This window comes from Mycobacterium sp. (assembly GCF_044223235.1).
GTDB lineage: Bacteria > Actinomycetota > Actinomycetes > Mycobacteriales > Mycobacteriaceae > Mycobacterium.
This window is the reverse complement of record NZ_JBGAME010000013.1, coordinates 54,931-80,181: the sequence shown is the minus strand read 5'-3', so window position 1 is coordinate 80,181 and position 25,251 is coordinate 54,931. Positions and strand designations below refer to the sequence as shown.

Sequence of the window (25,251 nt, the reverse complement as noted above, 5' to 3'; positions counted from 1 at the left end):
GTCCTGTCAGGCCTGCAGCTGGCCGGCCGGCTGTGGATCGCGAATGGTTCCGCCGAAGATCTTCGTGATGATCGCGCTCATCGCCTGGCGCAGCACCCGGATCGCGACGGGGTCGATGATCGATTCCAGACTGGGCACGCCGAAGTCGAACGTCGCATTGAAGGTCAGCAGCACCTCGTCACCGTCGGCCTGGGTGATCACCCAGTCACCCTCGAAGAAGTCGAAGTCGCCGTCGGTCTGCTGGAAACTCAGGGTGGTGTTCGCGTCGTCGTAGAAGTCCCGCTCCGACCAGCGCAGCAGGCCGTTGCGGAAGTAGATCTCCCAGTGCGTGATCGCCTGGTCCGGTTCGGCGACAGGTTCGTTGATGACCGATTTCACTTGCTGCGGTGCGGATCTGAGGTAGACATCGCTGTCCTTGAGCCGCTCGTAGACGTCTTCGGGGCGCCATCCGCTGACGACGCTCTCGATGGTCACAGTTTGCATTCGGGTGTCGCTCCATTCCGGTCGGTGGCATCGGTATCGGCTTCGTCGTCGGCGAAGTAGCGGCCCAGCGTCTCGAAGCCGTACCGGACCGCGGCCTCGATGGCGACGATCTGCTCCTCTTCGATGACTGCAGGCGGGGTGAACCGGATGACGGTGGCGTTGTTGGCCGAGTGGTTGGCCATCACGCCGCGCTCGATCAGGCCGAGCATCATCTCCCCGGCGTAACCGCCGTCGGAGAACTCGATGCCCAGCAGCAGCCCGACACCGCGGACGTCCTTGACCACCCCGGGTGGCGCGGACTTGGCGGATTCACGGAAGCTCGCCAGCAGGCGCCTGCCGATCAGGTCGGCCTGGTTCACCGCATCGTGGATCTCCAGTGCTTCGATCGCGGCCAGCGCGGCGGCGGTGGCGATGGGCGCGCCGCTGAATGTCGACTGGTGCAGCAGCGGGTCCTTTTCAAAAGGCGTGTAAGCCTTTTCGGTGGCCAGCACCGCCGAGATCGGGACCACACCGCCGGAGAGCGTCTTGCCGACGAGCATGGCGTCGGGGTGCACGTCCTGACCACTGATACCCCACATTCGCCCGAGTCGGCCCATACCGGTGAGGATCTCGTCGATGATCAGGAAGCAGTCGCGCGCGGCGCAGATCCGCGACACCTCGGCCAGGTAGCCGGCGTCGGGAACGATCACTCCGCCCTCACCTTGGACCGGCTCGACGATGAAGCACGACGGCGGTGCGCCGTCCAGCGCCCGGTCCAGGGCCGCCGCGTCATTGAAGGGGACCTCGACCACGTCGGGGAGCAGCGGCCGGAACGGCTGCTGATAGATGGGCCGGGCACTGACGCTCAGCGCGCCGAGGGTGCGGCCGTGGTAACCGCTGGTCGCGGTGATCACGCGGCGGTAGCCGTTGGCCCTGGCCAGCTTGAGCGCGCTCTCCACCGCCTCCGCGCCGGATCCGGCGAAGTACACCTTTTCCAGGCCGGGCGGGGCGATCGACACCAGCGCCTCGGCGGCGCGTGCCACCACGCCGTCGATGAACAGCCGGGCCGAGATCGGGTGCGTGCGAACCTGTTCCACCACCGCGTCGACGACGTGTTGGTTGGTCGAGCCCAGCAGGAACACGCCGTAGCCCGCGCAGTTGACGAACTTTTCGCCGCTCTCGGTGATCAGTGTGGCGCCGTGTGATGTGCGCTCGATATGGCCGCCGAACATGCGTGACATCGCGGCCAGCCGGGTGCCGAGCGTCTTGCCGTAGATCTCCCGGATCCGGTCCTGCTCCTCGGTTGTCGCGGCGGCCTCCTCGTCGCTCGCGTGGGCGGCTCCGTTGGTGTGCGCAGCTCCGTTGGTGTGCGCAGCTCCGTTGGTGTGCGCAGCTCCGTTGGCGTGCCCCGCCCCATTCGTGTGGGGGGCCCCGTTCGTGTGCGCCGCGCCGTTGGTGTGAATTATGGCCGCGCCGTTGGTATGTGCTGCCGCGACCAGCCGCTCGCCGGGTGCCTTCAGCGACATCTGCTGGCCCAGCAGAGCACGCTCCAACTCCTCGACCACCGCATGACGTGACGGCGGGTGGAAGGCCAATGCATTGGTCGCGGCGGCCAGGTAGCCCACCATCGGGTCCTTGATGAACTGCATGCCGCCCAGAATCTCGACGGCCGAGGACACCGCCCGCCGCACCGCACCCTGTGCCGAGTAGCGGGCGATCAGCGCCTGCGGCAGCGTGTCCAGCGACGCGTTGTCGCGGTCGACCAGTGAGGCCACCCGCTCGAGGGCGAGTGTGGCCGACTCCAGTTCGCACGCCGCGGCGGTGCGGTCGGCGGCAGTGCCCTTACCGGTGCTGATCAGCCGGTCCACAAGTGAACTGGCCATTCCGATGTAGGAGGCCGAGATCAGCAGGGTGAACCAGATCATCCCCTTGGCTTCCACCGCATCGACGGTCAGCCCGGTGCTGTCCTCTGGCCGCACCACCAGTTCGTCAGGGATCTCCACGTCGGTCAGCACGACTTCGTCGCTTTCCGCACCGCGCAGAACCGGGGCGTCCCAGAACGGGCGCACGCTGATCCCGGGCAGCTTCGCGGGCAGCACCACGATGCCCAATCCGGGTTCGCCGCCGCTGCCGTCGTGCAGGGCCACGCTGGCCGACATCAGGTCCATCGAGCGCGACAGGCTGCACGGTTTCTTCGATCCGTTGAGCACCCAGTTCTTACCGCGCTTGTCCGCCCGCAGGGTCGGTGACAGGAAGCCCTGTCCGGACAGTCCCTCGGCGAATGCCGACGACATCAGCAGCCGATCATTGGCGATGGCGTCGAGGATCATCCACTCGAAACCTTCGAAGTTGTCCTCGACCGAGACCAGGGCGGCGACGGAGAAGTTGTGCATCGTGGTGGCCACCGCCAGCGACGGAGCCAGCGCGCCCATCGCCCGCACGCAGTGCACCGCCTCCAGCGCGGTGGCCCCGCCGCCACCGTGCCGTTCGGGCACGAGGATTCCCGGGCCGCCCCTGGCCCGGAAGCTGGCCAGGCCTCGGGTGCTGTCGCTCTCCAACTCGGCCGTTCCGATCTCAGCCAGATCGTCGACCAGTCCGGGCAGCTTGGCCTCCAACGCGGCCGTGTATTTGTCCAGGAAGCTCATCGAGCCACTCCTTCGTCGTGGGTCTGTGGTGGGTTGACTGACGGCCAGGCGGTCATCGGCGGCCGATCACGCTGGAGAACACCGCGGTCCTCGGCTCGACCGCGGTGGCGATGCTGATGGCCTGCAGGTGGCTGGTGCGCAAGGCCGGGTAGTGCGCCTCGCCGAACGGTCCGCCGGTCAGGCCGGTGCCGCCGTGGGTGGGCAATCCCGCGACCTGTCCGATGTGGCTGTCGTTGAACTTGAGAATGCCGCCATTGGTCAGCGCACGGCTCAACTGCTCAATCGTTGCCGGATCGCGGGTCCACACCGAGTTACGCAGGCCATAGCGGTTGCGGTTCATGAAGTCGATGCAGTCCAGCAGCAGGCCCTCGTCGCCCAGTGCGTCCGCGTCGGGGTCGACCACGACGACGGGCAGTACCGGGAAAAAGGTTTCCTCGCGGACCACGTCGAGAACCTCCGCGGCGGCCAACCCGTCGATCCGCACCAGCGTGGGCTCGATGAAGAACCCGGTGTCGTCAGGGGTTCCGTCGATGTCCAGCCGGCGGCCGCCGCTGACCAGGGTGGCTCCGGCGCCCAGCGCCTCCTTGAGCACGACTTCGAAGTCCGCGGATTTGATCACCGGTGACAGCAGCGATTGGTCGTCCTCCGGGTAGCCCGGCCGGATGTCGGCGACCGCGTCGACGAGCCCGGCGATGACGTCGTCGGCGACGTCGCGGTGCACCAGCGCGTACTTGGGCACCATGCAGATCTGCGCCGACCCGTAGAAGCACTCGGTCAGGGCGGTGACCGCCAGGTCGACCTCGGCGTCACGCCAGACGAGCACGCCGTCATTGCCCGCGAGCTCGAGGATGGCCTTCTTGCCGCGGCTCGTCCATTGGTTGCCGACTGCGATGCCGCGGGCGGATTCCCCGAAGAACATCAGGTCGTCGACGTCGTCGCTGTCCAGCCAGTGGTCGAGGACGTCATTCGGGTTGGCGCAGACCACATTCAGCGTCCCCGACGGCGCTCCCATGTCGGACAGCACCGGCTGGGCGATCTCGCGCCACAACCACGCGGTCGCCAACGGCGCGCTGCGCGGGGCCTTGATGACGACGGAGTTCCCGGCCACCAGCGCGCCGATGGCCAGCATGGAGTTGGCCGCCGCCGCGTTGTGCGGCGGATGGACCGCCACAACGCCGTCGGGCTTGCGGACCAGTCTGGTCTCCCGGGCACCGACCTGGACGACCTCGGCCAATTGGCTGCGGTAGCGGGCGAGGTTCTCGTTGGCAGTCATCTCGATCGCGCTGGAGACTTCCCAGACGGCCAGGCGGCGCGGATGTCCCTCGGCCATCAGCTTGTCGATGAACTCGTCGGCATATGCCGTGATGCGAGCGCCCAGCCGGCGGGCGAACTCGATCCGATGACCGAGGTCCGTCACCGCCCATCCCGGTTGGGCCCGACGAGCAGCGGCAGCGGCATCGGTCAACTGGGCCGGCGAGCTCAGCCCCACCCGACCCGCCACCCTTGGGTCGTCGGCGCCGGTCCCCAGCCCCTTGTCCAGGTTGCGCTTGAGCCTGAGGGCGGCGATCTCGTCGCGCAGTAGCGCGCTGGCCCGGATGACGTAGAGCCACTTGTCGTGGCTGCCGTCCTGACCGTCGACGAGTGATGGATAGCTATGCATCAACGCTCCTTGATCGCGCAGAAATAGGGGTGGCCGCGAACTGTGTTGGATGCCAGAAGTGTCGAATGCCGATGACGGCTCCCACACGGGTACTGCGCTACTCGCATTTGTCCGAGGGACGTCCCGTCGGGCAAGTAGTTGCACTCGAAATAGTCTCGGCGCGGGATGCAGCAACCTCGCGGGGGGCAGGTCTATGCCTGGCAGCGCCATCTCCCGGCCGACTTCTGCGCCGTGGTCGTGAAACCGCGTGCGGCAATAACCCTCACGCAGATCTGGGCGCAGGCAATCGGCTGACGGTACTGGGGTAAGGCGTGCTAGCTGGGTCGTGGCTCAGCTCAAGCTGATGTCGCTGAGGTCGATCGAGACCACGAGCTCATCGCGGATTGCACCGCCTCGGGCGTCGGCACGGTAGGCCCTGCGTTTCGTCGGAATCTTGATGCCCTCGACGTCGACGATGTCGTCAACGTACTGGACGGCCGAAAATCCGCCTGCCACGTCGACCCTGTAATCATGGCGGCGCAACAGGTGATCGTCTCCGAAATAGAACTCCTGAAGCGAAGAGTGAGTGGCGATTTCGGATGGAAACTGCGCCTGCAGGCCGACCCAGGTCTCCCCGTTGTCCTCGAGCGGGGCGGTTCTGCGCACCGATACGCCGTCCAGCCCCAACAGAAATGGGGTGGTGAGATAGGTCCACAGCGCGTAGCCGTTGAAGTACGCGCGGTGGAGCGGGTCCCACGGGGTGGCGAACGTGTGGCCGTCAAATGATTCCCGCGGCCTCAGCCGCTCGGAAACGACTCGGCCGTCGATCTTTTCGATCGCAATGCGTTCCGCAGTGAACTCGGTTTTCTGATCGTCAGCACCGAACGGGCGCACCGATGCCCACTCCTGGTCCAACGCGACGGTCATTCGCCGGGGAAGTGAATCCTGCGGTTGGCCCTTGATGGCCCACAACCCTCCCCCGGTGACGATGGTCGCGTGCACCTGGTTGAACCGTCGCCACTTGTCGAGCCCGCCGTGCGCATCGATCACCGCGCTGAGCAGCTCGTCCATCAAATCTCCTGGCGTCGATCAAGTGCCCGCGTCCGAGCGATTCGTGTCCGGATGGGTTGAGCGTTCGCCCACGGGGCGGAGCTCCTCAAGCGCCCTGGCGGAGTCGCTGCCCGGATCGGCGCGATACATGAGCACGTGCTCCCCACCGGGATACGGTGCGTTGAGCCGATTCCGGTGCAGACTGAGCTCGCCGACCAGTGGATGACGGATGCGCTGAATCCCTACGCGGTAACCCACGCCGGCCTGACGCCACAGTTCGCGGAAGCGCGGGCTGATGTCGGACAACTCGGCGACCATCGCGCGCAGGTGAGGATCACTCGGATGGGGACCGCCGAGTTCCCGCAACCCCCGTACCGCGTTTTCGGTCGCCTCATCCCAATCCACGTACAGTGCCCGGGCAGCGGGGTCCAACAGGCGCCAGCGCAAGAAGTTCTGGCCCGGTGTGAACTCTGGCGACAACGCACGGGCGATCGGATTCGCTGCCAGGACATCCTGGTACCTGTTGGCCACGATGGCCGGCATCGCAAACTGATCGATGAGGTCGGCCAAGTCGTGTGCCCCTGTTTCCAGATCAGGGACATCCGATCCGGTTGGGCCGGCCAGATCCCGCAGATACCTTTTGGCTTTCGCATCGAGCTGCAGGGCCCGCGCGAGCGCGTCCACCACTTGAGCGGAAGGATTGGTGACACGGCCCTGCTCGAGTCGCAGGTAGTACGCCGAGCTGATGCCCGCCAGAATTGCGAGTTCCTCTCGGCGCAATCCCGAAACGCGCCGCCGCGCGCCTGCGACCAGTCCGACGTCTTCGGGACGCAACTGTTCACGCCTCGCGCGCAGATAATCAGCGAGAGCGCTGGGCCTCTGTGCCACGACGCGATCGTAAGACTGTCCCTGCCAATACCACCATTGATTGGGGGGTTGTCGGGGGTTCCCTCGCTGGAATTCTTGGCTCATGCAATGCGCTCGATCGGGTGTAGACAACCAACGCACCGTTCAGAGGACATCAGATGGCCACGATTCTCTTTCACGAGACGAGCACCGCGACACCCGAGCAGTTCATCGCCGGACTGACCGACTTCGGTTCCGGCCGATCGGAGCTCTTCCCGAACAGCTCCGACGCGTATCTCATCGTTCATAGCCTTGGAACCACCGATGCCGATGTCACCGAAGGATCGCGGGGCATCTGGGAACGCCTGCACTACGACTGGTCGAACCCCCACCACGTCAAGCTCACCACCACCGACTCCAACGTCTTCGGTGGCGCGTCCGGCCACAGCTACAGGCTGACGCCCCTGCCCGACGGAACGACACAGATAGACGTCATGTTGATTCGCGAAGGCAAGAACTTCAGAGGGCGAGTGATCGCGGCGGTGCTGGGAAGCATCGGAAAGCGCTCGCTGGCCAAGGCTTTCGCCGGCAGTGTCAAGGCCATCGAGGCCCGCGCCAACGTCGCGTAGTGGGACGATGCCGGCGCATGCTCCTAATGAGTCAGCAACCCGCGCGAGCCACCAGTGGCGAGCCCAGCAATCGTAGATCGGACTCCGGTTGTGACATCGACCAGCGGCCTTGACGTCGACTCCCGGCGGCTCGTCACACCCCCGATCCGCGGGCGGGCACCCGAGCTGACGATGATCGGCGCGCTGGTGACGGCGGTAGCGCAGGGACGCGGTGGCGTGCTCGTCATCGAAGGTCCGCCCGGCATCGGAAAGAGTCGGCTACTGACCGAAGTCCTCGCACTGGCCGACAAGGCCGGGGTCCGGGCCTTGTTCGGCGAGGCATTCGAGGATCAGCAATCGGTGCCGTTTTTCTCGCTGTTCACGGCGACGCTGGGCGCCGATCCGCCCATGGCAGACATCGACGCGTTGCGCGGGCTCGGCAGCTCGGCCGACTCCAGTTACTGGGTGGTGCACCATCTTCAGGACGCGATACATGCGGCCGCCGCACAAAGGCCGCTGGCGGTCGTGTTGGAGGACATCCACTGGGCCGACAACGGCACGCTGCTGGCGCTGCGGTCGCTGGTGACCGCGCGGCATGCGGCAGTGCTGTGGATTCTGACCGCGCGGAGCGGCGCCGGTGGGCCGGCCGTGCACGAGACCCTGGCGGTGCTGCGACGGCTGAACGCCACATTCCTCGAGGTGCCGGCCCTGTCGCCGGATGCGGTCGCCGACATGGTCCAGGATGCGGTAAGGGCGAAGGCGGACGAGTCGCTGCTGACCTTCGCAAGGAAAGCGCGCGGTAATCCGTGCCTCGTCAGCGAACTCATCGAGGGTCTGCACGATGAGGGTCGGCTCGACGTCAGAGGCGGCCGCGCGGTGGCCACCGGAACCGGCCTGCCGCGCCGCCTGAGCTTGAATATGCAGCAGCGACTCGACATGCTCTCGAGCGGGGCGGCAGAAGCGGTGCGGGTGGCCGCGGTGCTTCCGGACCGGTTCTCGGCCAGGTTGCTGGCCGGGATGTTGGAACGGCAGCCGGCGTCGTTGATGTCGGCGCTCGCGGAGGCGGTACGGGCGGGTTTCCTCGTCGGCGATGGAGACCAGCTGAGGTTCGGGCACAACCTGGTGCGCGAGGCCACCCGACAATCCCTGCCGCAGTCGCTAGGCCGGGCCATCGAGCGCCAATCGGCGTCGATCATGCTCGCTATGGGTGCGGCCCCGGCCGAGGTGGCCACACAGCTCGCCCGCAGCGCCGAGCCCGGGGACCGGGAAGCGATCAGCACACTGCGTCAGGCCGCGCAAGCCGTTGGCCAAAGCGATGCGAACGCGGCCGCAGATTTGAGCAAGCGCGCGCTTGAACTGATGCCCGCCGATGTCGCTGAACACGGGCGGGTGGTCGCTGAAACCGTGACGCTGCTCAACCGGGCCAGACGGTACGAGGAATCCGAAGAACTGGCCGTCTTGGCTCTATCGAAGGTCCCCGCCGAAGACGAGGCCGAGATCCGCCTTCGACTCCCGGCGTTCACCAGGCACAGCACGCAACGACGAATCGAGGAAAATCGACGAGCGCTCGAGCTGAGCGGTATCAGCGAAGTGACTCGGGTCCGCCATCTGGCACTACTCGCCTACAACCTGATGTTGGACGACAAGGATGGGCGACAGCGCGCGGCAGCCGAGAAGGCGGCCGCCGCAGCGGAGGTGGTCGGTGATGTCGAGTCGAAGGTCGTCGCCAACCTCACCCTCACGGCTTTCGACTGTGCGGCCGGAAATGTCTGTCACGCCCTGCACAGCCTGCAGGAGCTATGCGCCCTGGGCGAGACGAATGAACTGCCCGTGGCACATCTGTTGGCGGCGAATTACCACGCCAACCTGCTGGCATTGGTGGGTCGGCTCGACGACGCCGCGAAACAGGTCATCGACGGTGTGCAGCGAGCCCGACAAAAGCGCAATGAGATGGTGCTCGATGTCTGGGCCGCGATCGACGGGATGGTCCACCTGGCTGCGGGACGGTTGACCGCAGCCCGCGCCGCCGTGGAATCCCTGCCGCCGCCGGAGCGGACAGGTGCCACCGAGCTTGACATGATGCGCGTAAGTATCATGGCCGAGGTCGCATTACGCACCGACGACCGACAATTGTTGCAGCAGATGCTTTCTCACGCACACGATGCCTACTCAAACGGTGCGTCCGCGGTTCGTCGGACAGCTGCCTACGTACTCACGCTGGCGGCCTGGCACCGTAACGACATCCCTGACGCGTTGCGCTGGTCCGGTGAAGACGTCGACCTATTCGGCACACCGCCGACGCCCCAGACATTGGACCAGGTGGTCTTGACCGCGCGGATCGCCACTGCCGCAGGTGATACCGGGTGTCACGCGCGGGTCGTCCGCGCGTTGGCGAAGCTGCGGCATGACGGGCCGGCGGTACCGCTGTTCGCCGCTGTCGCCGGATATGTCCACGCAATACTCGAAGGCGATGCCGACGCGCTGGTGAATGCTGCGAATGCCCTCGAGCCATCGTCACGGCCGCTCCTGTACGCCGAGGCCGCCGAAGATGCCGGCGGCCAACTCATCCGCGCCGATCGCCGCGACGAGGCGCTTGATCAACTCAACGCGGCATTTGATACCTTCACGCGCCTGGGCGCAGTCACCGACGCGCGCCGGGTGGGCCGCGAGTTGCGCAAGTTGGGTGTCGAACGGCGCATCGTCAGTCAGCCGCGAGCCAAGACGGGTTGGGACAGCCTTACGGATTCGGAGCTCAAGGTCGTCAACCTCATCGCGCGGGGCGCGACCAACCGCGCCGCCGCTGACCAGTTGCATATTTCTCTGCAGACGGTCAAGACTCACGTGCACAACGCTTTTGGCAAGCTCGGCATCAATTCACGCGTCCAGTTGGCGCATTTGACGCACTGATCTGGCGCCCCGCACACATCCCAACAGCGCGGCGGCAGACTAGCTGTGCCGTTTCCGCACACTGACAGTACTCGCACACTGGTAATAGCCGGCCGCACAACACATTAGCCGACCCCTGTTCGCACCTGTGCCTACATCCGCCCGGCCCTAAATATCACCCCTCGGGTGATGGCATTGCGCTCCCAGCGCGACGACCGTGGAAGTTGTCACCACCAACGCGCTCACCGTGAGCACGCTACAAACAAGAGGGAACGCCATGACCGTAACGGTGAACCTGCCGCCAACACCGCAGCCACATCTGTGCGCTGGACAGCTGCCGGCGGATTTCTACAACTACGAGGAACTGCTGTCGGATTCGGAGCGAGAGAGGATCGGTCGCATCCGCGACTTCTTCCGCACCGAGGCCGCACCTGTCGTCGACGGCTACTGGGCCCGGGCGGAGTTCCCCTTCGAGCTCGTAAAGGGCTTCGCGAAGCTGGGTCTGCTGGATTGGGCCGACCCCGACTCGGTGGAGCCCCGGCCGAGCAACCTGCTCACCGGCATCACCGCCTTGGAGATGGCACACGCCGACCCGTCGCTGTCGGTGTTCTTCGGTGTGCACGCGGGCCTGGCGATGGGAACCATCGTCACATGCGGGTCCGAGGAGCAGAAGCGTCGATGGCTGCCTGCGATGAGCCGGTTCGAAAAGATCGGCGCCTTCGCGCTGACCGAGCCGCACGGCGGCTCCGACGTTGCGGGTGGCATGGAAACCACCGCGCGTCGCGAGGGCAACGAGTGGGTGATCAACGGGGCCAAACGTTGGATCGGTAACGCCACGTTCGCCGACCTCGTGGTGGTGTGGGCCCGCGATGTCGAGACGAATCGTGTGCTGGGCTTCGTGGTGGAGAAGGGCACCCCCGGGTTCACCGCGACGAAGATCGAGAACAAGTTCGCACTGCGGATCGTACAGAACGCCGACATCGTGCTGGACGAGTGCCATGTTCCCGAGGGCAACAGGCTTCAGAACGCGAACTCGTTCAGGGACACGGCTGAGATTCTGCGCCGAACCCGCAGCGGTGTGGCGTGGCAGTCGGTGGGCGTCCAGTTCGCCGCCTACGAGATTGCGCTGCAGTACGCCAAGGAGCGCGTGCAGTTCCACAAGCCGATCGGGTCGTTCCAGCTTGTTCAGGACCTGCTGGTGAAGATGCTCGGCAACGCCACCGCATCGGCGGGGATGATGGTGCGCCTGGCCCAGTTGCAGGACAACGGGGTTTACCGCGACGAGCAGTCCGCACTGGCTAAGGCCTACTGCACGATGCGGATGCGCGAGGCCGTCGGCTGGGCGCGGGAGTTGCTGGGCGGCAACGGCATCGTGCTGGACTACAACATCGGCCGTTATGTCGCCGATGCCGAGGCCCTCTACTCCTACGAGGGCACCCGGGAGATGCAGACACTGATCGTCGGGAAGTCCGTGACCGGTCTGAGCGCGTTCGTGTGAGGGGATGAAAGTGACCACACAGCCAACGCAGACAACGCAATCCGTATTCTCCGGCCTGAGAGTCGTCGAGATAGCCAGTTTCATCGCGGCTCCGGCCGCGGCGACGATGCTGTCGGACTTCGGTGCCGACGTGATCAAGGTCGAGCCGCCGGGTCTGGGTGACCCCCAGCGACTGCTGAGCTCGGTGCCGCCGAGCCCGGCAGCACCGGGAAACTACAGCTGGCACTTGGCCAACCGCAACAAGCGCGGCATGTCCGTCGACCTCAAGTCAGAGGGTGGTACGCAGATCCTCAAACGTCTGGTCGAATGGGCCGACGTCGTGATCACCAACTTCCCGCACGGTACCCGCGAGGCCCTGCACCTGGGCTACGAGGAGGTGTCGGGCTGGAACCCGCGGGTGATCTACGCCGACATCACCGGATTCGGCGACGCGGGACCCGACGCCGGGCTGCCAGGTTTCGACCTGACCGCCTTCTGGTCGCGCAGCGGGCTGCTCGCCTCGACCCGCGATGCGGGCGCCCCACCGACATCTCCACCCTGGGGCAGCGGCGATTACACCACCGCGACGGCGATCTACGCGGCTGTCACGACCGCGCTGTATCACCGCGAACGCACCGGGCTGGGCGCCAACGTCGGCACCTCGCTGCTGGCCACGGGCGTGTGGGCGACCGGAACGCTGGTGTCAGCGGCCCTGGCCGGCGGCAGGCCGTACGAACTGCATGACCGCAACAGACCGGTGAACGCGCTGAGCAATCCCTATACAAGCGGCGACGGCCGATGGTTCATGCTGGCGGCTAAGCAATCGGTGTGGCCCGCGTTGGCCAACGCCATCGGGCGGTCCGACCTGTTGGCCGATCCTCGCTTCGCCGACGCCAAGGTCATCGGCCGGCACGCCGCGGAGCTGGCCGAACTGCTCGACGCGGAGTTCAGGGCGCAACCGTTGGCGCACTGGAAAGAGGTTCTCGACCAAGCCCGTATCCCCTACGGCGTCATCCAGACCGCCGCGGAGGCGGCCGCCGATCCGCAGCTGCGCGCCGCCGACATCGTGGTGCCGATCGAGGGTGCCTCCGACCTGGAGTACACGGTCAACAACCCGATCACCCTGCGCGGGCTGGCCAGGGTGCCCGCCCGGCGCGCACCCGAACACGGCGAGCACAACGACGAAGTCCTCGCCCAGCTCGGATTCGGCGTCGAGGAGATCGCCCAACTACGGGAACAGAAAGTGGTTCCCCCTGCAGCAGAACAGGAGACAACGAGATGACCGCAACTGACGTATCGGCGGAGCTGGTCGTGACCGAACGTCGCGATGGCGTACTGACGATCATCATCAACCGTCCAGCGCAACGTAACGCCGTCAACCGCGAGGTCGCTGTCCAACTGGCCGCCGCCCTGGACCAGCTGGACGCCGACCCGTCACTGTCGGTGGGAGTGCTCACCGGAGCAGGCGGAACGTTCAGCGCCGGCATGGATCTCAAAGCGTTCGCAAGCGGGCAGACCCCGATCCTCCCCGGACGTGGGTTCGGCGGGCTCACCCAAGCCGTGGTGCGCAAGCCGCTCATCGCGGCCGTCGAAGGATGGGCACTCGGCGGGGGCTTCGAAATGGCGCTGGCCTGCGACCTGATCGTCGCCGCGGACACCGCCAAATTCGGCCTGACCGAAGTAAAAAGGGGACTCATCGCCGGCGAGGGTGGCGTCATCCGCCTGCCGCATCGACTCCCCTACCACGTCGCCCTCAAGGTGCTGCTCACCGGCGAACCGATGTCGGCCGTCGATGCCAACCGGTACGGCCTCGTCAGTGAGCTGACCGCATCCGGCGCCGCAGTGGCCGGCGCGCGGGAGCTTGCCGCGCGCATCGCCGTCAACGCACCGCTCGCGCTCGCGAAGGTCAAGCAGGTCTTGCGAGAAACGCAGGGCCTCAATGACGCCGAGGCGTTCAAGCGCCAAACCGAGGCTGCCCACAGCCTGCTGGACACCGAGGACGCGCACGAAGGAGCGCTGGCCTTCGCCGAGAAACGTGCACCCGTCTGGCGCGGGCGCTAACCGACCAACCGACGTAAAGGATTGACAATCATGGTTTCACCAAAACCTGTGCAGCGCATCGCCATCGTCGGTACCGGCACCATCGGCGCGAGCTGGGCGACGCACTTCCTCGCCCGGGGTTTCGATGTGACGGCCACCGACCCGGCGCCGGGCGCCGAGGCGGCACTGCGGACCTACGTCGAGGGTGCGTGGGAGGCCGTAACGACGCTGGGGCTGGCGCCGGGCGCCTCCCCCGACCGACTGAAGTTCACCTCCGACCTGCCTTCGGCCCTCGCCGATGCGGACTTCGTCCAGGAGAACGCGCCGGAGCGCCCGGAACTCAAGATCACACTGTTCGCCGACATCGACGACGCCACACCGCCCGACGCGATCATCGCTTCGAGCTCGTCTGGGATCACCATGAGTGTCATGCAGGCCCAGTGCCGACGACCGGAGCGGACGGTCATCGGCCACCCGTTCAACCCGCCGCACATCATCCCCCTCGTGGAGGTCGTCGGCGGGACGAAGACCGCCCCGGAAACGGTCCGGAATGCGATGGCGTTCTACGCGTCGATCGGAAAGAAGCCCATCCACCTCAAAAGGGAGTTGCCGGGACACGTGGCCAACCGCCTACAGTCGGCGCTCTACCGAGAGGTCGTTTATCTGATCGACCAGGGGGTGCTCGACGTCGCCGACGCCGACGCCGCGGTGTCCTGGGGCCCCGGGCTGCGCTGGGGTGTCATGGGTCCCAACCTGCTGTGGCATCTTGGCGGCGGCGCTGGCGGCATCCAGCACTTCATGGACACCCTGATGCCGCGGATGGCCGCCGGGTGGCCAGGCCTGGGCAATCCACAGTTCACCCCCGAGCTTCGGCAACAGATCGTCAACGGCGTCCTCGCAGAAGCGGACGGCCAGTCGGTCGAGCAACTCGCCGCCCACCGCGACGAGATGCTGTTCCGCCTCATCGCGGTGCGCGCCGAATAGGGAGAAGCGATGCTGAGCGTGATGTATGGCGCGCTGGCGATGACGCCCGCGACCTTCGCCATTGCCGGTTACGTGCTGGTATCTCGCCACTGAGCGGCGCCGACCGGCAGCATCACGCCCAGCATGCCGCGCTAACTGACGCGTCAAAGACATTGCCACTCTTATTGATTAGTCGAAAGGACAACAACGATGACTCACCACACCGACAAACTGTTCGTGCTCGAAGCCAGTGGAGGCGGGCGGCTGTTCTCCATCAACTCCGACGGATCCGGCAAGACAATCCTTGTCACCGGATGCGCCGTCCCCGACGGCGTCGCAGTCGACCTGGAGGACGGCCACATCTACTGGACCAACATGGGAGTGCCGCCTGCCAACGACGGCTCGATCGAACGTATCGACCTCGACGGAAGCAATCGCACCACCATCGTGCCCAGCGGCGGCACCCACACCCCCAAGCAGCTGCATTTCGACACCGTAGGCCGCAAGCTGTACTGGGGCGACCGCGAAGGTATGCGGGTCATGCGCTGCGACCTCGACGGCTCCAACATCGAGACGCTGGTGCAGACCGGCCAGGGCCAAGACGACCGCCGCGACGAAACCACATGGTGCGTCGGAGTTGCCGTCGACCACGCCGGTGGCCATCTTTACTGGACCCAGAAGGGTCCGAGCGATGCGGGGCTGGGCAGGATTCTGCGGTCCGGGATCGACATTCCCACAGGAGAATCCGCGACGCACCGCAGCGACATCGAGGTGGTGTTCAAAGGCCTGCCTGAGCCGATCGACCTCGAAATCGACCACACCACAAGAATCCTGTACTGGACCGACCGTGGCGACCCGCCGCTTGGCAACACAGTCAATCGCGCCCCGTTGGACGACATCGGCCGCACCGAACCAGAGATCGTCGCGACCCACCTGATGGAAGGAATCGGCATCGCGCTCGATCCAGCCCACGACCGGATGTTCGTCACCGACCTCGGCGGCAACATCTACGTCGCTGCTCTGGACGGAACCGGCCACCGACCCGTCCGCGCCCTCCAAGGCAACCTCACCGGCATCGCGTACGCCGAACTATCCAGTCGGGGTGTGACCGCGTGAGGAGCCACAGATGAGTGTCAACGGGTGCGTCGAAGGCCCTTTCCCGATGATGAACCTCGTGGGCCTCGAACTCAGCTCAGCGAGCGCAGTGCCTCGAGCGCCCTTTCGGAATCGCTGCCGGGTTCGGCGCGGTAGAAGAGCACGTGCTGGCCGCCGGAATGCGGGATGTTGAGCCGATAGCGGTGCAGATACAGGTCGCCCACCCTCGGGTGGCGCATGTGGATGACACCCACCCGGTAGCCCACGTCCGCGCGCGCCCACAACTCCCGGAACCGCTCACTGGCGGAAGATAATTCGTCGATGATCGACAGCATGCGCGGGTCGTCGGGGACGCTGCCTGCCGCTTCACGCAGCCCGCTGACCGCGACCTCGGTGGCTTCGTCCCAATCGACGTAAAGCTCGCGCGCGGCGGGGTCTAATAGCCGCCAGCGCAGGAAGTTTGTTCCCGGTTCAAAGCCCGGCGACAACGCGCGGGCGACGGCATTGGCCGCCAGAACGTCAAGGCGGCGGCTGGCAACGATCGCCGGCATCGGCAGCTGATCGATCAGTTCCGGCGCGCCGTCGTCGGGTGCCTCGACACCGGTATGGTCCCGTCGGGCGGCGGACGACCCGGCGAGCTGGTGCAGATACTCAGTGGCCTTGATGTCCAGTCGCAACGCCCGCGCCAGCGCGTCGAGAACCTGAGCCGACGGGTTCTTGTCGCGGCCCTGCTCGAGCCGCAGATAGTAGTCGGCGCTAATGCCGGCCAACAGTGCCAGCTCCTCACGGCGCAGGCCCGCCACCCGGCGCCGCGACCCGGCCACCAGCCCGACATCCTCGGGCCGCAGCCGCTCACGCCTGGCACGCAGGTAATCGCCCAGCGCGTTGACCTTGGCCGACACCACGCGAGCCTAATCCTGTCCACGCCACTCCCAGGATCAATTCGGCCTTCCAGCTTTAGCGCAGCTGTCCCACCGTGGAAAGAGTCAGGCCACAGCCGCGATCCACGAAAAGGAAGGCAGACGATGCATCGAGAGGACGTCGAATTCGCCGTCGAGGGCGGCGTGACCCTGCGGGGCTGGCTGTTCGTTCCCGAGGGGCGGCCGCCGCATCCGGCCATCACCATGGCGCATGGCTTCGCCGGAGTGAAAGAACACGGCCTGGAGCGCTTCGCGGCGGCGTTCACCGCGGCGGGATTCGTCGTCCTCGTGCACGATCACCGCGGATTCGGCGCCAGCGGCGGCACACCGCGATCCGATGTCGACCCGTGGGTGCAGATCGCCGACTGGCGCAGGGCGATCTCCTTCCTGGAGAGCCAGCCGATGGTCGATGAGAGCCGAATCGGGTTGTGGGGCACCAGCTATGCCGGTGGGCACGCGATCGTGCTCGGGGCCACCGACCGGAGGCTGCGCGCGGTGGTCGCGCAGGTCCCGACCATCAGCGGCTATCAGCAGAGCCTGCGGCGCGTCGCTCCCGATCTGGTGCCCGCGTTGGAGGCCGCCTTCGCCGACGACGAACGCCGACAGTTCCACGGCGCACCGCCGGCCACCCAGGCCGTGGTCAGCGCCGACCCGTCGATAGCCGCCGCCTACCGCGCGCCCGACGCCGTCGCGTTCTACACCCAGCCGGTGCCCGAGGGTGCGTGGGAGAACGCCGTGACCCTGCGCTCCTCCCGAGCCGCGCGTATGTACGAGCCGGGAACCTGGATCCCCCGCGTCTCCCCCACACCCTTGCTGATGATCGTGGGACTACACGACACCATCACCGTCAGCGACCTCGCACTCGCCGCCTACGAGCGCGCGCTGCAGCCCAAGAGACTGCTCACCATCGACGGCGGACACTTCGAGCCGTATCTCGCACGCTTCGACGAAGCCGGCGGCGCCGCCATCGCATGGTTCCGCGAGCACCTCACAGCGGAAAACCTCTGACCCCGAAGGGAAGTTGTCTCATGTCCGAACTGCACTACGAGGTTATGGTCAACGACGGCGTGCGACGCCAGCGTGACCAGCGGCTGCCCGACGGCAGCCCGATCATCTCCTCACCCGTCGCCTCGACCCTCATCTACGGCCGGGACGATGCCGTACTCGTCGACCCGCCGTTCACGTACGAGCAGGTGAGCCGCGTCGGCGATTGGATCGAAGCCTCCGGCAAGAACCTCACCACCGTGTACGCCACCCACGGGCACGGCGACCACTGGTTCGGCACCGCCCTACTGCAGCAACGGTTTCCGCACGCGGTCGCTTACGCGACCGACGGCACGATCGCGATGATGCATGACCAGGCCGCCGCGGGCCGCGCACAGCTCTGGGACGTCGACTTTCCCGGCCAGATCCCGCCCACCCCCGTCACCTATCGAACGGCTCCGGTAGACGGGATCGAGCTGGAGGGCCACCGGCTGCACGCCGTCGAGGTCGGCCACACCGACACCGACGACACGACGGTGCTGCATGTGCCCTCCATCGGCCTGGTCGTTGCCGGCGACGTCGCCTACAACGGGGTGCACCAATACCTGCTCGAAAGCGGCCACGGTGGAATCGACGCATGGTTGGCCGCGCTCGACAAGGTCGAAGCGCTGCAGCCCGGGGCTGTGGTGGCCGGCCACAAGAACAGGGTTCTCCCCGACCTCCCGGCCATCATGGACCAAACCCGTAGCTACCTACTGGACGCTCAATGGCTCCTCGCCGAGAGACCCACGCCCCAGGTCTATTTCGACGAAATGATCGCCCGCTATCCCGACCGGCTCAACGTGGGCCCGGTCTGGTACACGGCCATCGCACTTCTATCCGAACCCAGCGGTCGCTGAAGGGAAATCCCATGACAAACAACGCCACTCAGTCGCACCCATCGGTACGGGACGAGGTCACGCACTGGTTCTTCGAGGACTACCTGCGGACCTGGATCGGCGTCGGCGCCGGCACGATCGCGCGCGGGCCAGAGTTCATTCTCGACTACTGGGGGGTGCCCCTGCACTGGAGCGAGGACCGGAGCAGCCGGTGGCTCCTGGATGCGCCGGCGGTGGTGGCCGAACTGGACGCGCTGCAGACCCGGTTGCGCGCCGAGGGCTACGCGCACACCTCGGTGCCCGACCGCAGGGTGACGGTGTACCACCGCAACGGCGCCTCGATCGAGGTGATCTGGTCCCGGTGCCGCACCGACGGTACCGAGATCGAGCGGGTGGCCGCCCACTTCGAGGTCGCACGGGGCCACGCCGGATGGCGGATTGTCGGCCTGCAGGCGGCACCCACCGCGAGCGGCTCGCTGAAAACACTCTGGCCGCAAACCGATTGACCACCAACACCATCAGGGAGACAGTCATGACCACCATCGACCCCACGGATCTCGATCCCACATCGAGCTACAAACTTCTCATCGGCAGCGTGCTGCCCCGAGCTATCGCCTGGGTCAGCACCAGGTCGACTGACGGAGTGGGAAACATCGCGCCGGTATCGTTCTTCACTGTCGTCGGACGCTTCCCACCGGTGCTCTCCATCTCGCTGCAGCCCCGCTCCGACGGAGTCACGCTGAAGGACACGTTCGTCAACATCCGCGACACCAACGAGTTCGTCGTGAACATCGCTTCGATCGGCCAGGCGGACGCTGTGCACCGCTCCGCCTACGAGTTCGACACCGCCGTCGACGAGTTCGAGGCACTCGGCCTGAACAAGGCCCCCTCCGAGGTGATCTCCGCCCCCCGCATCGCCGACGCCCCCATCTCGTTCGAATGCGTCGTCGACCGCATCATTCCGATGCCGCCGCTGCCCGACCATGTCGTGTGGGGACGGGTCAAGCGCATCCACATCCGCGACGACCTCTACCTGTCCAACGGGCGCATCGATGTGGGCGCGCTGGGAGCGTTCGGGCGACTCGCGGGCGAATACACCCTCGTCGACAACATCTTCTCCACGCCACTGCCCGACGAGCTCGTCGATGAACTCACCGCGCAGCGCGCGAGCCGCCTCGACGCACGCGCGAGCGACTATTCACCCATCGACACGCCCGAGTGGTCCCCCTCGGGCGCGACCACGACGGCGGCGAAATGACACCGTCAGTGTCCGGGTTCACCGTCACCCGCACGGTTGGCGATACCGCCGCCGCGCCGACACTGTTGCTCATTCACGGCTTCCTCGACGACGCAACGGTGTGGGACGGCCTGGTCGACTCGCTGGGAGGTGAGCTCGCCAGCGTCCGCTACGACCTGCCCGGGTTCGGCGCGCGCAGCGGATCGCTCGCCGCTGCGCACAGCGTGACGCTGCGGTCACTGGCGGCCGAAGCCGGCGGCATCCTCGCCGGCATCGACGGGCCGGTCGTCGTCGTCGGCCAGAGTCTCGGCACGCAGGTGGCCGAGTTGGTTGCCGCGCAGCATCCACATCAGGTGTGCGGACTCGTGCTGATCACCCCCGTCCCGCTAGGCGGCACCCGGCTTCCCGAGGAGGCGGTTGGTGCGTTCCGTGCCCTCGGCGGTGACCGCCATGCGCAGCGCTCGGTACGCGCCGAATTGTCGCCTCATCTCAGCGAAGAGCAGCTCGACCGGCTCGCCGAAATCGGAGAGCCCGTTGCGGCCAACGTCGTCTCCCACTACGTCGACGTGTGGAACGACGGGATCAGCGGGGCATTCGCCGACAGCGCATTCAGTGGTCCCGTGCTCATCATCCGCGGCGGCGCCGACGCGTTCGTGACCGAGCAGCTGGTCAGTCAGATCAGTGCGCGCTTCGCCGAGGCCGTCGTGAAAGTCATTGACAAGGGCGGGCATTGGGCCCACGTCGAATTCCCTGGGGCGGTCGCGGCGGTGGTCCTCGACTTCGCCGATGCGATCACGAGGTGATCCCATGACCGGGGCGCTGGAACACAAGGTGTTCGTCACCGAGCAGATCGCGCAATCGGGACGATGAGATTCGCGAGGACTATCTCGGGGATCGATGCTGCCCTGGATCAGGCGGTCATCAATGCGTGGTCCAGGTACGGCGTGACATTGCCCATCGCGCGTGCGACGTAGTCGTCCTTTTCTCCGACCGGCGCGACATAGTGCAGGGCGTCGGTCGCTGCTTCGACCCCTTCCAGGCGGGCGATCATCCAGGCCGCGAGATAGGCCGAGGACAGGCAACCACCGGCCGTGGCAACATTGCCCTTGGCGAACAACGGTTGATCGAGCACTTCGACGCCGGCCGCCTGGACCCACGGCTTCGACACCAGGTCGGTGCAGGCGGGGACTCCGTCCAGCAGCCCGAGCTTGGCCAGCACCAGCGTGCCGGAACACTGTGCACCGAGCAGTTGCCGGGTCGGATCGAGGCGCAACTGCGCCATCAGCGCGTGATCCTCGACCACCTCGCGGGTCCGCCTGCCGCTGCCCACGATGACCGCGTCCGCGGCGCTGGCTTCGTCAAGCGACACATGGGACTCGATGACCACGCCATTCATCGAGCGGACCCGCGGGCTGGGACTGGCGATCGATACCTGCCAGCCCGGCTTGCTGATTCGGTTCAGAACACCGAGTGCGATCAAGGAGTCGATCTCGTTGTAACCCTCGAAGGTCAGGATGGCGATGTGCACGGTCGTTGCTTTTCTGCCGAAGTGATGTCGTCGAGTCGAGCGTAGGATCTTTAATCCAATACGATCAAAATATTGTCATGGATACAATGCCACGGTGGTTCGCGCGCGATACAAGGACGTCGTCGACGCATTCGCGGCCGAGATCCGAGCCGGCAAGATTCCGCCGGGCACAAGGTTGCCGACGCATCGGGAGCTGGCAGCCCGAGAAGGACTCGCCCTGGTCACCGCGACCCGGGTCTACGCCGAGCTCGCGGCGATGGGCCTTGTCAGTGGCGAAGCCGGCCGCGGCACCTTTGTCCGGGAATCGTCCCTACCGCACCGTGACGACGTCGACAAGCGTGCGTTTGCCGACGACGTCGTGGATTTGAATTTCAACTATCCATCGCTGCCCGGACAGGCCGATCTGCTGCGAAACACGTTGCGAGGCCTCGCGTCCTCGGGTGATCTGGAGGCTCTGCTGCGCTATCAGCCCCACGGCGGCCGTCCGCACGAGCGGGCGTCGGTGGCGCTTCACCTCGAACAGCGCGGACTCAGCGTCCCCGCGGATCAGGTACTGATCGTCAGCGGCGCGCAGCACGGATTGGCGGTCACGGCGCTGGCGTTGCTGCAACCCGGTGACGTGATCGCGGTCGACGCGTTGACCTACCCGGGATTCAAGGTGCTCGCCCACGCATACCGCCTGGAACTGGTGCCCTTACCAGCGGCAACAGACGGCCCTGATCTGAACGCGCTGGCGCGGCTGTGCGTCACACGGCGCGTCCGAGCGGTCTACACGATGCCGACGCTGCACAACCCACTCGGGTGGGTCACCCCCCGGCGGTCGCGTGAACAGTTGGTGGCGATTGCTCGCGAGCACGGACTTCTCATCATCGAAGACGCCGCGTACGCGTTTCTGGTGCACCGGCCACCGCCCCCATTGGCCCTGCTGGCGCCGGAGTCGACAATCTACGTCTCCGGGCTCTCCAAAAACGTGGCAACCGGACTTCGCTTCGGATTCGTGGTAGCCCCAACACCATTCATCATCGCACTCGAGCGCGCGATACGCGCTACAACCTGGAACACCCCGGCGCTGATGACCACGATCGCCACCGGATGGCTCAACGACGGCACGATCGCGGACCTGGAGGCGCACAAGCGTGCCGACGCCCGTCGGCGGCAAACCGTCGCTCGCGACGTTCTCGATGGGCTGCGGGTGGTCGGACATCCCTCGTCGTACTTCCTGTGGCTCCCGCTGCCCGGCGAAGCCCGCGCCGACCAGGTGGCGGTTGCGCTCATGCGCGAAAACGTGTCGGTGTCCACAGCAGAACCGTTTGCGACAACGAAAAGCCCGCCGCATGCGATCCGGATAGCACTCGGGTCGGTGAGCCTGGATGTTCTCGCCCATACACTTGACACCGTGAGACGGGTGATCGGCGACCACACATACTGACCGGAGCACCGCAGCCCAGCGGATAGGACCATACCGTGCGAATTACCAGTCATGGTCGGCTCTTTCATAGCTGCGCACCCAGCGTCCGCCCCAACGCACCGCGCCGGCCTCCTCCTTCGGGCGGCACCTGCGGGTCGTCGGCTCCCCCATGACGCTGCCTCTCACTGGCGCTTGGTGGATCGACACTCTCCTCGGCGTCACCGCCGCACTGGTGCTGTGTTGGGTGGCGCTGGCGGTCACGCTGGCCGCCATCCGGCCGCGCGGCGACCTATTGCCCGAGGCTTTGCGGCTCCTACCGGATCTGCTGCGACTCATCCGACGCCTCGCCTCGGACAACACCCTGCCCAGCGGCGTGCGGATCCGACTCGCACTGCTGCTGCTCTACCTCGCTTCGCCGATCGACCTGATACCCGACTTCATCCCCGTTCTCGGCTACGCCGACGACGCGATCATCGTGACCGCCGTCCTGCGCAGCGTCGTGCGCCGCGCCGGCCTACCCGCGCTCCGCGCCCACTGGCCAGGCACCGACGACGGATTCACCGCCCTCATCCGGCTCGCCGGGCTCGGCTGACCGGACACACACCGTGTGGCGCTGGATCACGCCAGGTACCACAAAACTGTTGGCACACTGCATCATTCAACAAGCATCAATATGCGCAACCAGTGGTGCCAGCGGGACGACGATCCGGATCCGTCAGAGTTCGCGCGCCGAGGTCTGCGCAACGGCGCTGACCGCTACGCGCTGATCGTCTCGAGTCCCGATTCACCCGCGTTGTGCAGCAGGAACGCGAAATCGACGGTGTCCCACGCCGTGGTGTAGAACTGGGTCTTCAGCGCCCACGCACCGTCTTCGACGTTGAGCAGATCGGCAACCTGGTCGTAGCCGTAGTAGACCACCGACACCGGCCCGGTGGTCAACAGCAGCTGGTTGATGGCGACCTGCGCGCCCGCCTTGTCCCCCTGTGCCGCCAGGATGAGCGCGGGCACGATCTCGATGATCGGGACGACGGTGTTGACCCACGGCACGATCTGGGTGCTGCGATAGCCCAGCTCGTACACCTCGCGGACGAACGGCCGCACCGCCGCGGGCAGGGGATCCAGGATCGCGTTCCTCACGCCAAGCACCAAGGGCGGCAAGCCCTTCGGGTCGGGGTCATCGGGACGGAACGGATCGGACAACGGATCGTCGGCGCTGGCGACCGCAAACGGAGTCACGGCGGCAGCCAGGGTGACGGGCTGCGCGAGAACCGACGCGCCACCACCCGCGGGGTTCCGGGACAGCGGCAGACCCGACTGTCCCCTGTTGTGCAGCAGATCCACGAAGTCGAGTACATCCCAGGTGACCCGGTAGAACCCGTCCTTGAGCTCCTGCGCCTCGTATTCCAGGTTGACGAGGTCGGCGACCTGGTCGTAGCCGTAGAACAGGATCGACACCGGTGTCGTGGTGACGAGCAGGTTGTTGATGATGCTCTGGCTGGCGTCCCGGAACAGCACCGGATCACCGCTGACCAGGTTCGGGATGTCGCCGGCGATATTGGTCAGCGGCACCACCACGTTGACCCACGGGATCATCTGGGTGACGCGGTAGCCGAATTCGAAGCCTTCCCTGACCACCGGCTGCACCGACGGCACCGGGTCGACCAGATCCACTGCCCCCTGCTCGAGCTGCCAGACCAGTTCGGGCATGTCGTTGGGAATCGGGTCGGCTGCCCGCAGCGGGTTCCAGTTCCACGGCACGGGTGCGTTATTGGGCAGATACCAGCTGTCGGAGGGCGCCAGCGCGTCCTCGACGGTCGGGGCGGCCTTGCCGGTCGGGGCTGGCTCAACGGCCGGATCCGACGGCGTAGTCACCGACCCCAGCGCCTCGCCGATGGTGGCGGCGACCTGTGATACCCCGGCCGCCAGGTCGGCGAGAGGGTCGGAGGTGGCAGCCGCACTCCGCTTCGCCGGTTCCACACCGGCCTGGACCAGTTGGGTGACGGCCGGTGGCTCATTCGCGGGCTCCGCCTGCGAAGAATCCTCCGGCGTGACGGCGGACTCCCCAGGCTCCTCAGCGTCCTCAGCGTCCTCAGCGTCCTCAGCGTCCTTGACCGGCGTCGCCTTCTTCGGCGGGTTGCTGGTGCTGAACTGCTTCTGCAGGTTCTTGACGACCCCCGCCTGGTCGAACGCCTTGACCGTCGGCAGCTCCTTGGCGATCCCTGCGGCGATCTTCACCAGCGGACGCTTGGGAGCGGCGTCGGCTTCGCCGACGTCGCCGGCCCCGGCCGACCTCTCGGACGACGTCAACCCCGTCGACTTCACATCGGAGGATGCCGCGGCAGGCGACTTCGCCTCAGAGGACTTCGCACCAGAGGACTGGGCCTCGCCTGACTTCGACTCGGCTGCGCTGGGCTTCGACTCGCCGTCGTCGGCCTGCGCAACGCCCTGTCCCGCCACTGCGATGGCGGCACCGACCCCCGCGGCGACCGCGGCGCCGCCGATGTACCCGATGTATTTACCTGACGGCATCGTCATCCCTTCGTGGACCACTGGCATCGTATGGGCCGCGGGCCGCGTCGGCATGA

Annotated in this window: 22 protein-coding genes; 14 read left to right on the top strand and 8 right to left on the bottom strand. The window is 66.4% G+C overall.

All coding sequences use genetic code 11. From position 1 onward, the window contains the following. Positions 1-6 precede the first annotated feature (6 nt). The 5 genes from ADBZ6K_RS16605 to ADBZ6K_RS16585 all read right to left on the bottom strand — a co-directional run bounded on the left by ADBZ6K_RS16605 (position 7) and on the right by ADBZ6K_RS16585 (position 6,684). Positions 7-483: a type II toxin-antitoxin system RatA family toxin gene (locus ADBZ6K_RS16605; protein WP_526348602.1), complete on the bottom strand. Its 477-nt coding sequence runs from the start codon at positions 481-483 to the stop codon at positions 7-9. Continuing rightward, positions 471-3,107, bottom strand: coding sequence for an aminotransferase class III-fold pyridoxal phosphate-dependent enzyme (locus tag ADBZ6K_RS16600; RefSeq protein WP_526348600.1), 2,637 nt, complete (start codon positions 3,105-3,107; stop codon positions 471-473). The genes ADBZ6K_RS16605 and ADBZ6K_RS16600 overlap by 13 nt, the downstream gene beginning before the upstream one ends. Positions 3,108-3,159: 52 nt before the next feature. Then, entirely contained in the window at positions 3,160-4,767 is a 1,608-nt protein-coding gene (locus ADBZ6K_RS16595) for an aldehyde dehydrogenase family protein (RefSeq protein ID WP_526348598.1), read from the bottom strand. A 330-nt stretch (positions 4,768-5,097) separates the two neighbouring features. After that, positions 5,098-5,817, bottom strand: coding sequence for a hypothetical protein (locus tag ADBZ6K_RS16590; protein WP_526348596.1), 720 nt, complete (start codon positions 5,815-5,817; stop codon positions 5,098-5,100). A gap of 18 nt (positions 5,818-5,835) precedes the next feature. Next, positions 5,836-6,684: a helix-turn-helix domain-containing protein gene (locus ADBZ6K_RS16585; RefSeq protein ID WP_526348594.1), complete on the bottom strand. Its 849-nt coding sequence runs from the start codon at positions 6,682-6,684 to the stop codon at positions 5,836-5,838. A gap of 137 nt (positions 6,685-6,821) precedes the next feature. On the opposite strand from ADBZ6K_RS16585, the gene ADBZ6K_RS16580 reads away from it, so the two are divergent. From ADBZ6K_RS16580 to ADBZ6K_RS16550, 7 genes are all read left to right on the top strand, one after another. Beyond that, positions 6,822-7,271, top strand: coding sequence for a hypothetical protein (locus ADBZ6K_RS16580; protein ID WP_526348592.1), 450 nt, complete (start codon positions 6,822-6,824; stop codon positions 7,269-7,271). 171 nt (positions 7,272-7,442) lie between these two features. After that, positions 7,443-10,157: a helix-turn-helix transcriptional regulator gene (locus ADBZ6K_RS16575; RefSeq protein ID WP_526348590.1), complete on the top strand. Its 2,715-nt coding sequence runs from the start codon at positions 7,443-7,445 to the stop codon at positions 10,155-10,157. Positions 10,158-10,413: 256 nt separating this feature from the next. Further along, positions 10,414-11,634, top strand: coding sequence for an acyl-CoA dehydrogenase family protein (locus ADBZ6K_RS16570; protein ID WP_526348588.1), 1,221 nt, complete (start codon positions 10,414-10,416; stop codon positions 11,632-11,634). 10 nt (positions 11,635-11,644) lie between these two features. Next, positions 11,645-12,895 (top strand): CaiB/BaiF CoA transferase family protein, encoded by a 1,251-nt coding sequence (locus ADBZ6K_RS16565; RefSeq protein ID WP_526348586.1) that lies wholly within the window; start codon positions 11,645-11,647, stop codon positions 12,893-12,895. After that, positions 12,892-13,674 (top strand): enoyl-CoA hydratase/isomerase family protein, encoded by a 783-nt coding sequence (locus ADBZ6K_RS16560; protein ID WP_526348584.1) that lies wholly within the window; start codon positions 12,892-12,894, stop codon positions 13,672-13,674. The genes ADBZ6K_RS16565 and ADBZ6K_RS16560 overlap by 4 nt, the downstream gene beginning before the upstream one ends. 30 nt (positions 13,675-13,704) lie before the next feature. Then, positions 13,705-14,637 (top strand): 3-hydroxyacyl-CoA dehydrogenase family protein, encoded by a 933-nt coding sequence (locus tag ADBZ6K_RS16555; RefSeq protein ID WP_526348582.1) that lies wholly within the window; start codon positions 13,705-13,707, stop codon positions 14,635-14,637. 189 nt (positions 14,638-14,826) lie between these two features. Beyond that, positions 14,827-15,732, top strand: coding sequence for a 3-hydroxyacyl-CoA dehydrogenase (locus ADBZ6K_RS16550; RefSeq protein ID WP_526348580.1), 906 nt, complete (start codon positions 14,827-14,829; stop codon positions 15,730-15,732). 71 nt (positions 15,733-15,803) lie between these two features. Here ADBZ6K_RS16550 and ADBZ6K_RS16545 read toward each other — a convergent pair whose 3' ends face one another. Further along, the gene (locus tag ADBZ6K_RS16545) at positions 15,804-16,613 is read right to left on the bottom strand and encodes a helix-turn-helix domain-containing protein (protein WP_526348578.1); all 810 of its coding nucleotides are present in this window, start codon (positions 16,611-16,613) and stop codon (positions 15,804-15,806) included. 123 nt (positions 16,614-16,736) lie between these two features. Here ADBZ6K_RS16545 and ADBZ6K_RS16540 point away from each other — a divergent pair, with 123 nt between their 5' ends. Genes ADBZ6K_RS16540 through ADBZ6K_RS16520 form a run of 5 tightly spaced genes read left to right on the top strand, consistent with a single transcriptional unit; the run spans position 16,737 to position 20,533 of the window. Next, the gene (locus ADBZ6K_RS16540; protein ID WP_526348576.1) at positions 16,737-17,639 is read left to right on the top strand and encodes an alpha/beta hydrolase; all 903 of its coding nucleotides are present in this window, start codon (positions 16,737-16,739) and stop codon (positions 17,637-17,639) included. A gap of 20 nt (positions 17,640-17,659) precedes the next feature. Then, positions 17,660-18,514, top strand: a complete 855-nt coding sequence (locus tag ADBZ6K_RS16535) for an MBL fold metallo-hydrolase (RefSeq protein WP_526348574.1) — start codon at positions 17,660-17,662, stop codon at positions 18,512-18,514. An 11-nt stretch (positions 18,515-18,525) separates the two neighbouring features. Further along, complete coding sequence (locus ADBZ6K_RS16530) at positions 18,526-18,999, top strand: DUF6841 family protein (RefSeq protein WP_526348572.1); 474 nt, start codon at positions 18,526-18,528, stop codon at positions 18,997-18,999. A 26-nt stretch (positions 19,000-19,025) separates the two neighbouring features. Beyond that, on the top strand, positions 19,026-19,751 hold the full coding sequence (locus tag ADBZ6K_RS16525; protein ID WP_526348570.1) for a flavin reductase family protein: 726 nt from the start codon (positions 19,026-19,028) through the stop codon (positions 19,749-19,751). Next, positions 19,748-20,533, top strand: coding sequence for an alpha/beta fold hydrolase (locus tag ADBZ6K_RS16520; protein WP_526348568.1), 786 nt, complete (start codon positions 19,748-19,750; stop codon positions 20,531-20,533). The genes ADBZ6K_RS16525 and ADBZ6K_RS16520 overlap by 4 nt, the downstream gene beginning before the upstream one ends. 107 nt (positions 20,534-20,640) lie before the next feature. Here the strand turns inward: ADBZ6K_RS16520 and ADBZ6K_RS16515 are convergent, their stop codons facing one another. Continuing rightward, positions 20,641-21,258 (bottom strand): DJ-1/PfpI family protein, encoded by a 618-nt coding sequence (locus ADBZ6K_RS16515; RefSeq protein WP_526348566.1) that lies wholly within the window; start codon positions 21,256-21,258, stop codon positions 20,641-20,643. A 94-nt stretch (positions 21,259-21,352) separates the two neighbouring features. Between ADBZ6K_RS16515 and ADBZ6K_RS16510 the strand changes: the two genes are divergently transcribed. Both ADBZ6K_RS16510 and ADBZ6K_RS16505 read left to right on the top strand, forming a co-directional pair. Continuing rightward, a complete protein-coding gene (locus ADBZ6K_RS16510) occupies positions 21,353-22,687 on the top strand; it encodes an aminotransferase-like domain-containing protein (protein ID WP_526348564.1) in 1,335 nt (444 codons plus the stop codon). A gap of 148 nt (positions 22,688-22,835) precedes the next feature. Further along, the gene (locus ADBZ6K_RS16505; protein WP_526348562.1) at positions 22,836-23,258 is read left to right on the top strand and encodes a YkvA family protein; all 423 of its coding nucleotides are present in this window, start codon (positions 22,836-22,838) and stop codon (positions 23,256-23,258) included. A gap of 164 nt (positions 23,259-23,422) precedes the next feature. On the opposite strand, the gene ADBZ6K_RS16500 is transcribed toward ADBZ6K_RS16505, so the two are convergent. Continuing rightward, positions 23,423-25,195: a hypothetical protein gene (locus ADBZ6K_RS16500; protein ID WP_526348560.1), complete on the bottom strand. Its 1,773-nt coding sequence runs from the start codon at positions 25,193-25,195 to the stop codon at positions 23,423-23,425. Positions 25,196-25,251: the final 56 nt, after the last annotated feature.

What these genes read in the sequence shown, in the direction of transcription:
- ADBZ6K_RS16605 (WP_526348602.1), bottom strand. Translation starts at nt 483, where the DNA reads ATGCAAACTGTGACCATCGAGAGCGTCGTCAGCGGATGGCGCCCCGAA.
- ADBZ6K_RS16600 (WP_526348600.1), bottom strand. Translation starts at nt 3,107, where the DNA reads ATGAGCTTCCTGGACAAATACACGGCCGCGTTGGAGGCCAAGCTGCCC.
- ADBZ6K_RS16595 (WP_526348598.1), bottom strand. Translation starts at nt 4,767, where the DNA reads ATGCATAGCTATCCATCACTCGTCGACGGTCAGGACGGCAGCCACGAC.
- ADBZ6K_RS16590 (WP_526348596.1), bottom strand. Translation starts at nt 5,817, where the DNA reads ATGGACGAGCTGCTCAGCGCGGTGATCGATGCGCACGGCGGGCTCGAC.
- ADBZ6K_RS16580 (WP_526348592.1), top strand. Translation starts at nt 6,822, where the DNA reads ATGGCCACGATTCTCTTTCACGAGACGAGCACCGCGACACCCGAGCAG.
- ADBZ6K_RS16575 (WP_526348590.1), top strand. Translation starts at nt 7,443, where the DNA reads ATGATCGGCGCGCTGGTGACGGCGGTAGCGCAGGGACGCGGTGGCGTG.
- ADBZ6K_RS16570 (WP_526348588.1), top strand. Translation starts at nt 10,414, where the DNA reads ATGACCGTAACGGTGAACCTGCCGCCAACACCGCAGCCACATCTGTGC.
- ADBZ6K_RS16560 (WP_526348584.1), top strand. Translation starts at nt 12,892, where the DNA reads ATGACCGCAACTGACGTATCGGCGGAGCTGGTCGTGACCGAACGTCGC.
- ADBZ6K_RS16555 (WP_526348582.1), top strand. Translation starts at nt 13,705, where the DNA reads ATGGTTTCACCAAAACCTGTGCAGCGCATCGCCATCGTCGGTACCGGC.
- ADBZ6K_RS16550 (WP_526348580.1), top strand. Translation starts at nt 14,827, where the DNA reads ATGACTCACCACACCGACAAACTGTTCGTGCTCGAAGCCAGTGGAGGC.
- ADBZ6K_RS16540 (WP_526348576.1), top strand. Translation starts at nt 16,737, where the DNA reads ATGCATCGAGAGGACGTCGAATTCGCCGTCGAGGGCGGCGTGACCCTG.
- ADBZ6K_RS16535 (WP_526348574.1), top strand. Translation starts at nt 17,660, where the DNA reads ATGTCCGAACTGCACTACGAGGTTATGGTCAACGACGGCGTGCGACGC.
- ADBZ6K_RS16530 (WP_526348572.1), top strand. Translation starts at nt 18,526, where the DNA reads ATGACAAACAACGCCACTCAGTCGCACCCATCGGTACGGGACGAGGTC.
- ADBZ6K_RS16525 (WP_526348570.1), top strand. Translation starts at nt 19,026, where the DNA reads ATGACCACCATCGACCCCACGGATCTCGATCCCACATCGAGCTACAAA.
- ADBZ6K_RS16520 (WP_526348568.1), top strand. Translation starts at nt 19,748, where the DNA reads ATGACACCGTCAGTGTCCGGGTTCACCGTCACCCGCACGGTTGGCGAT.
- ADBZ6K_RS16505 (WP_526348562.1), top strand. Translation starts at nt 22,836, where the DNA reads ATGACGCTGCCTCTCACTGGCGCTTGGTGGATCGACACTCTCCTCGGC.
- ADBZ6K_RS16500 (WP_526348560.1), bottom strand. Translation starts at nt 25,195, where the DNA reads ATGCCGTCAGGTAAATACATCGGGTACATCGGCGGCGCCGCGGTCGCC.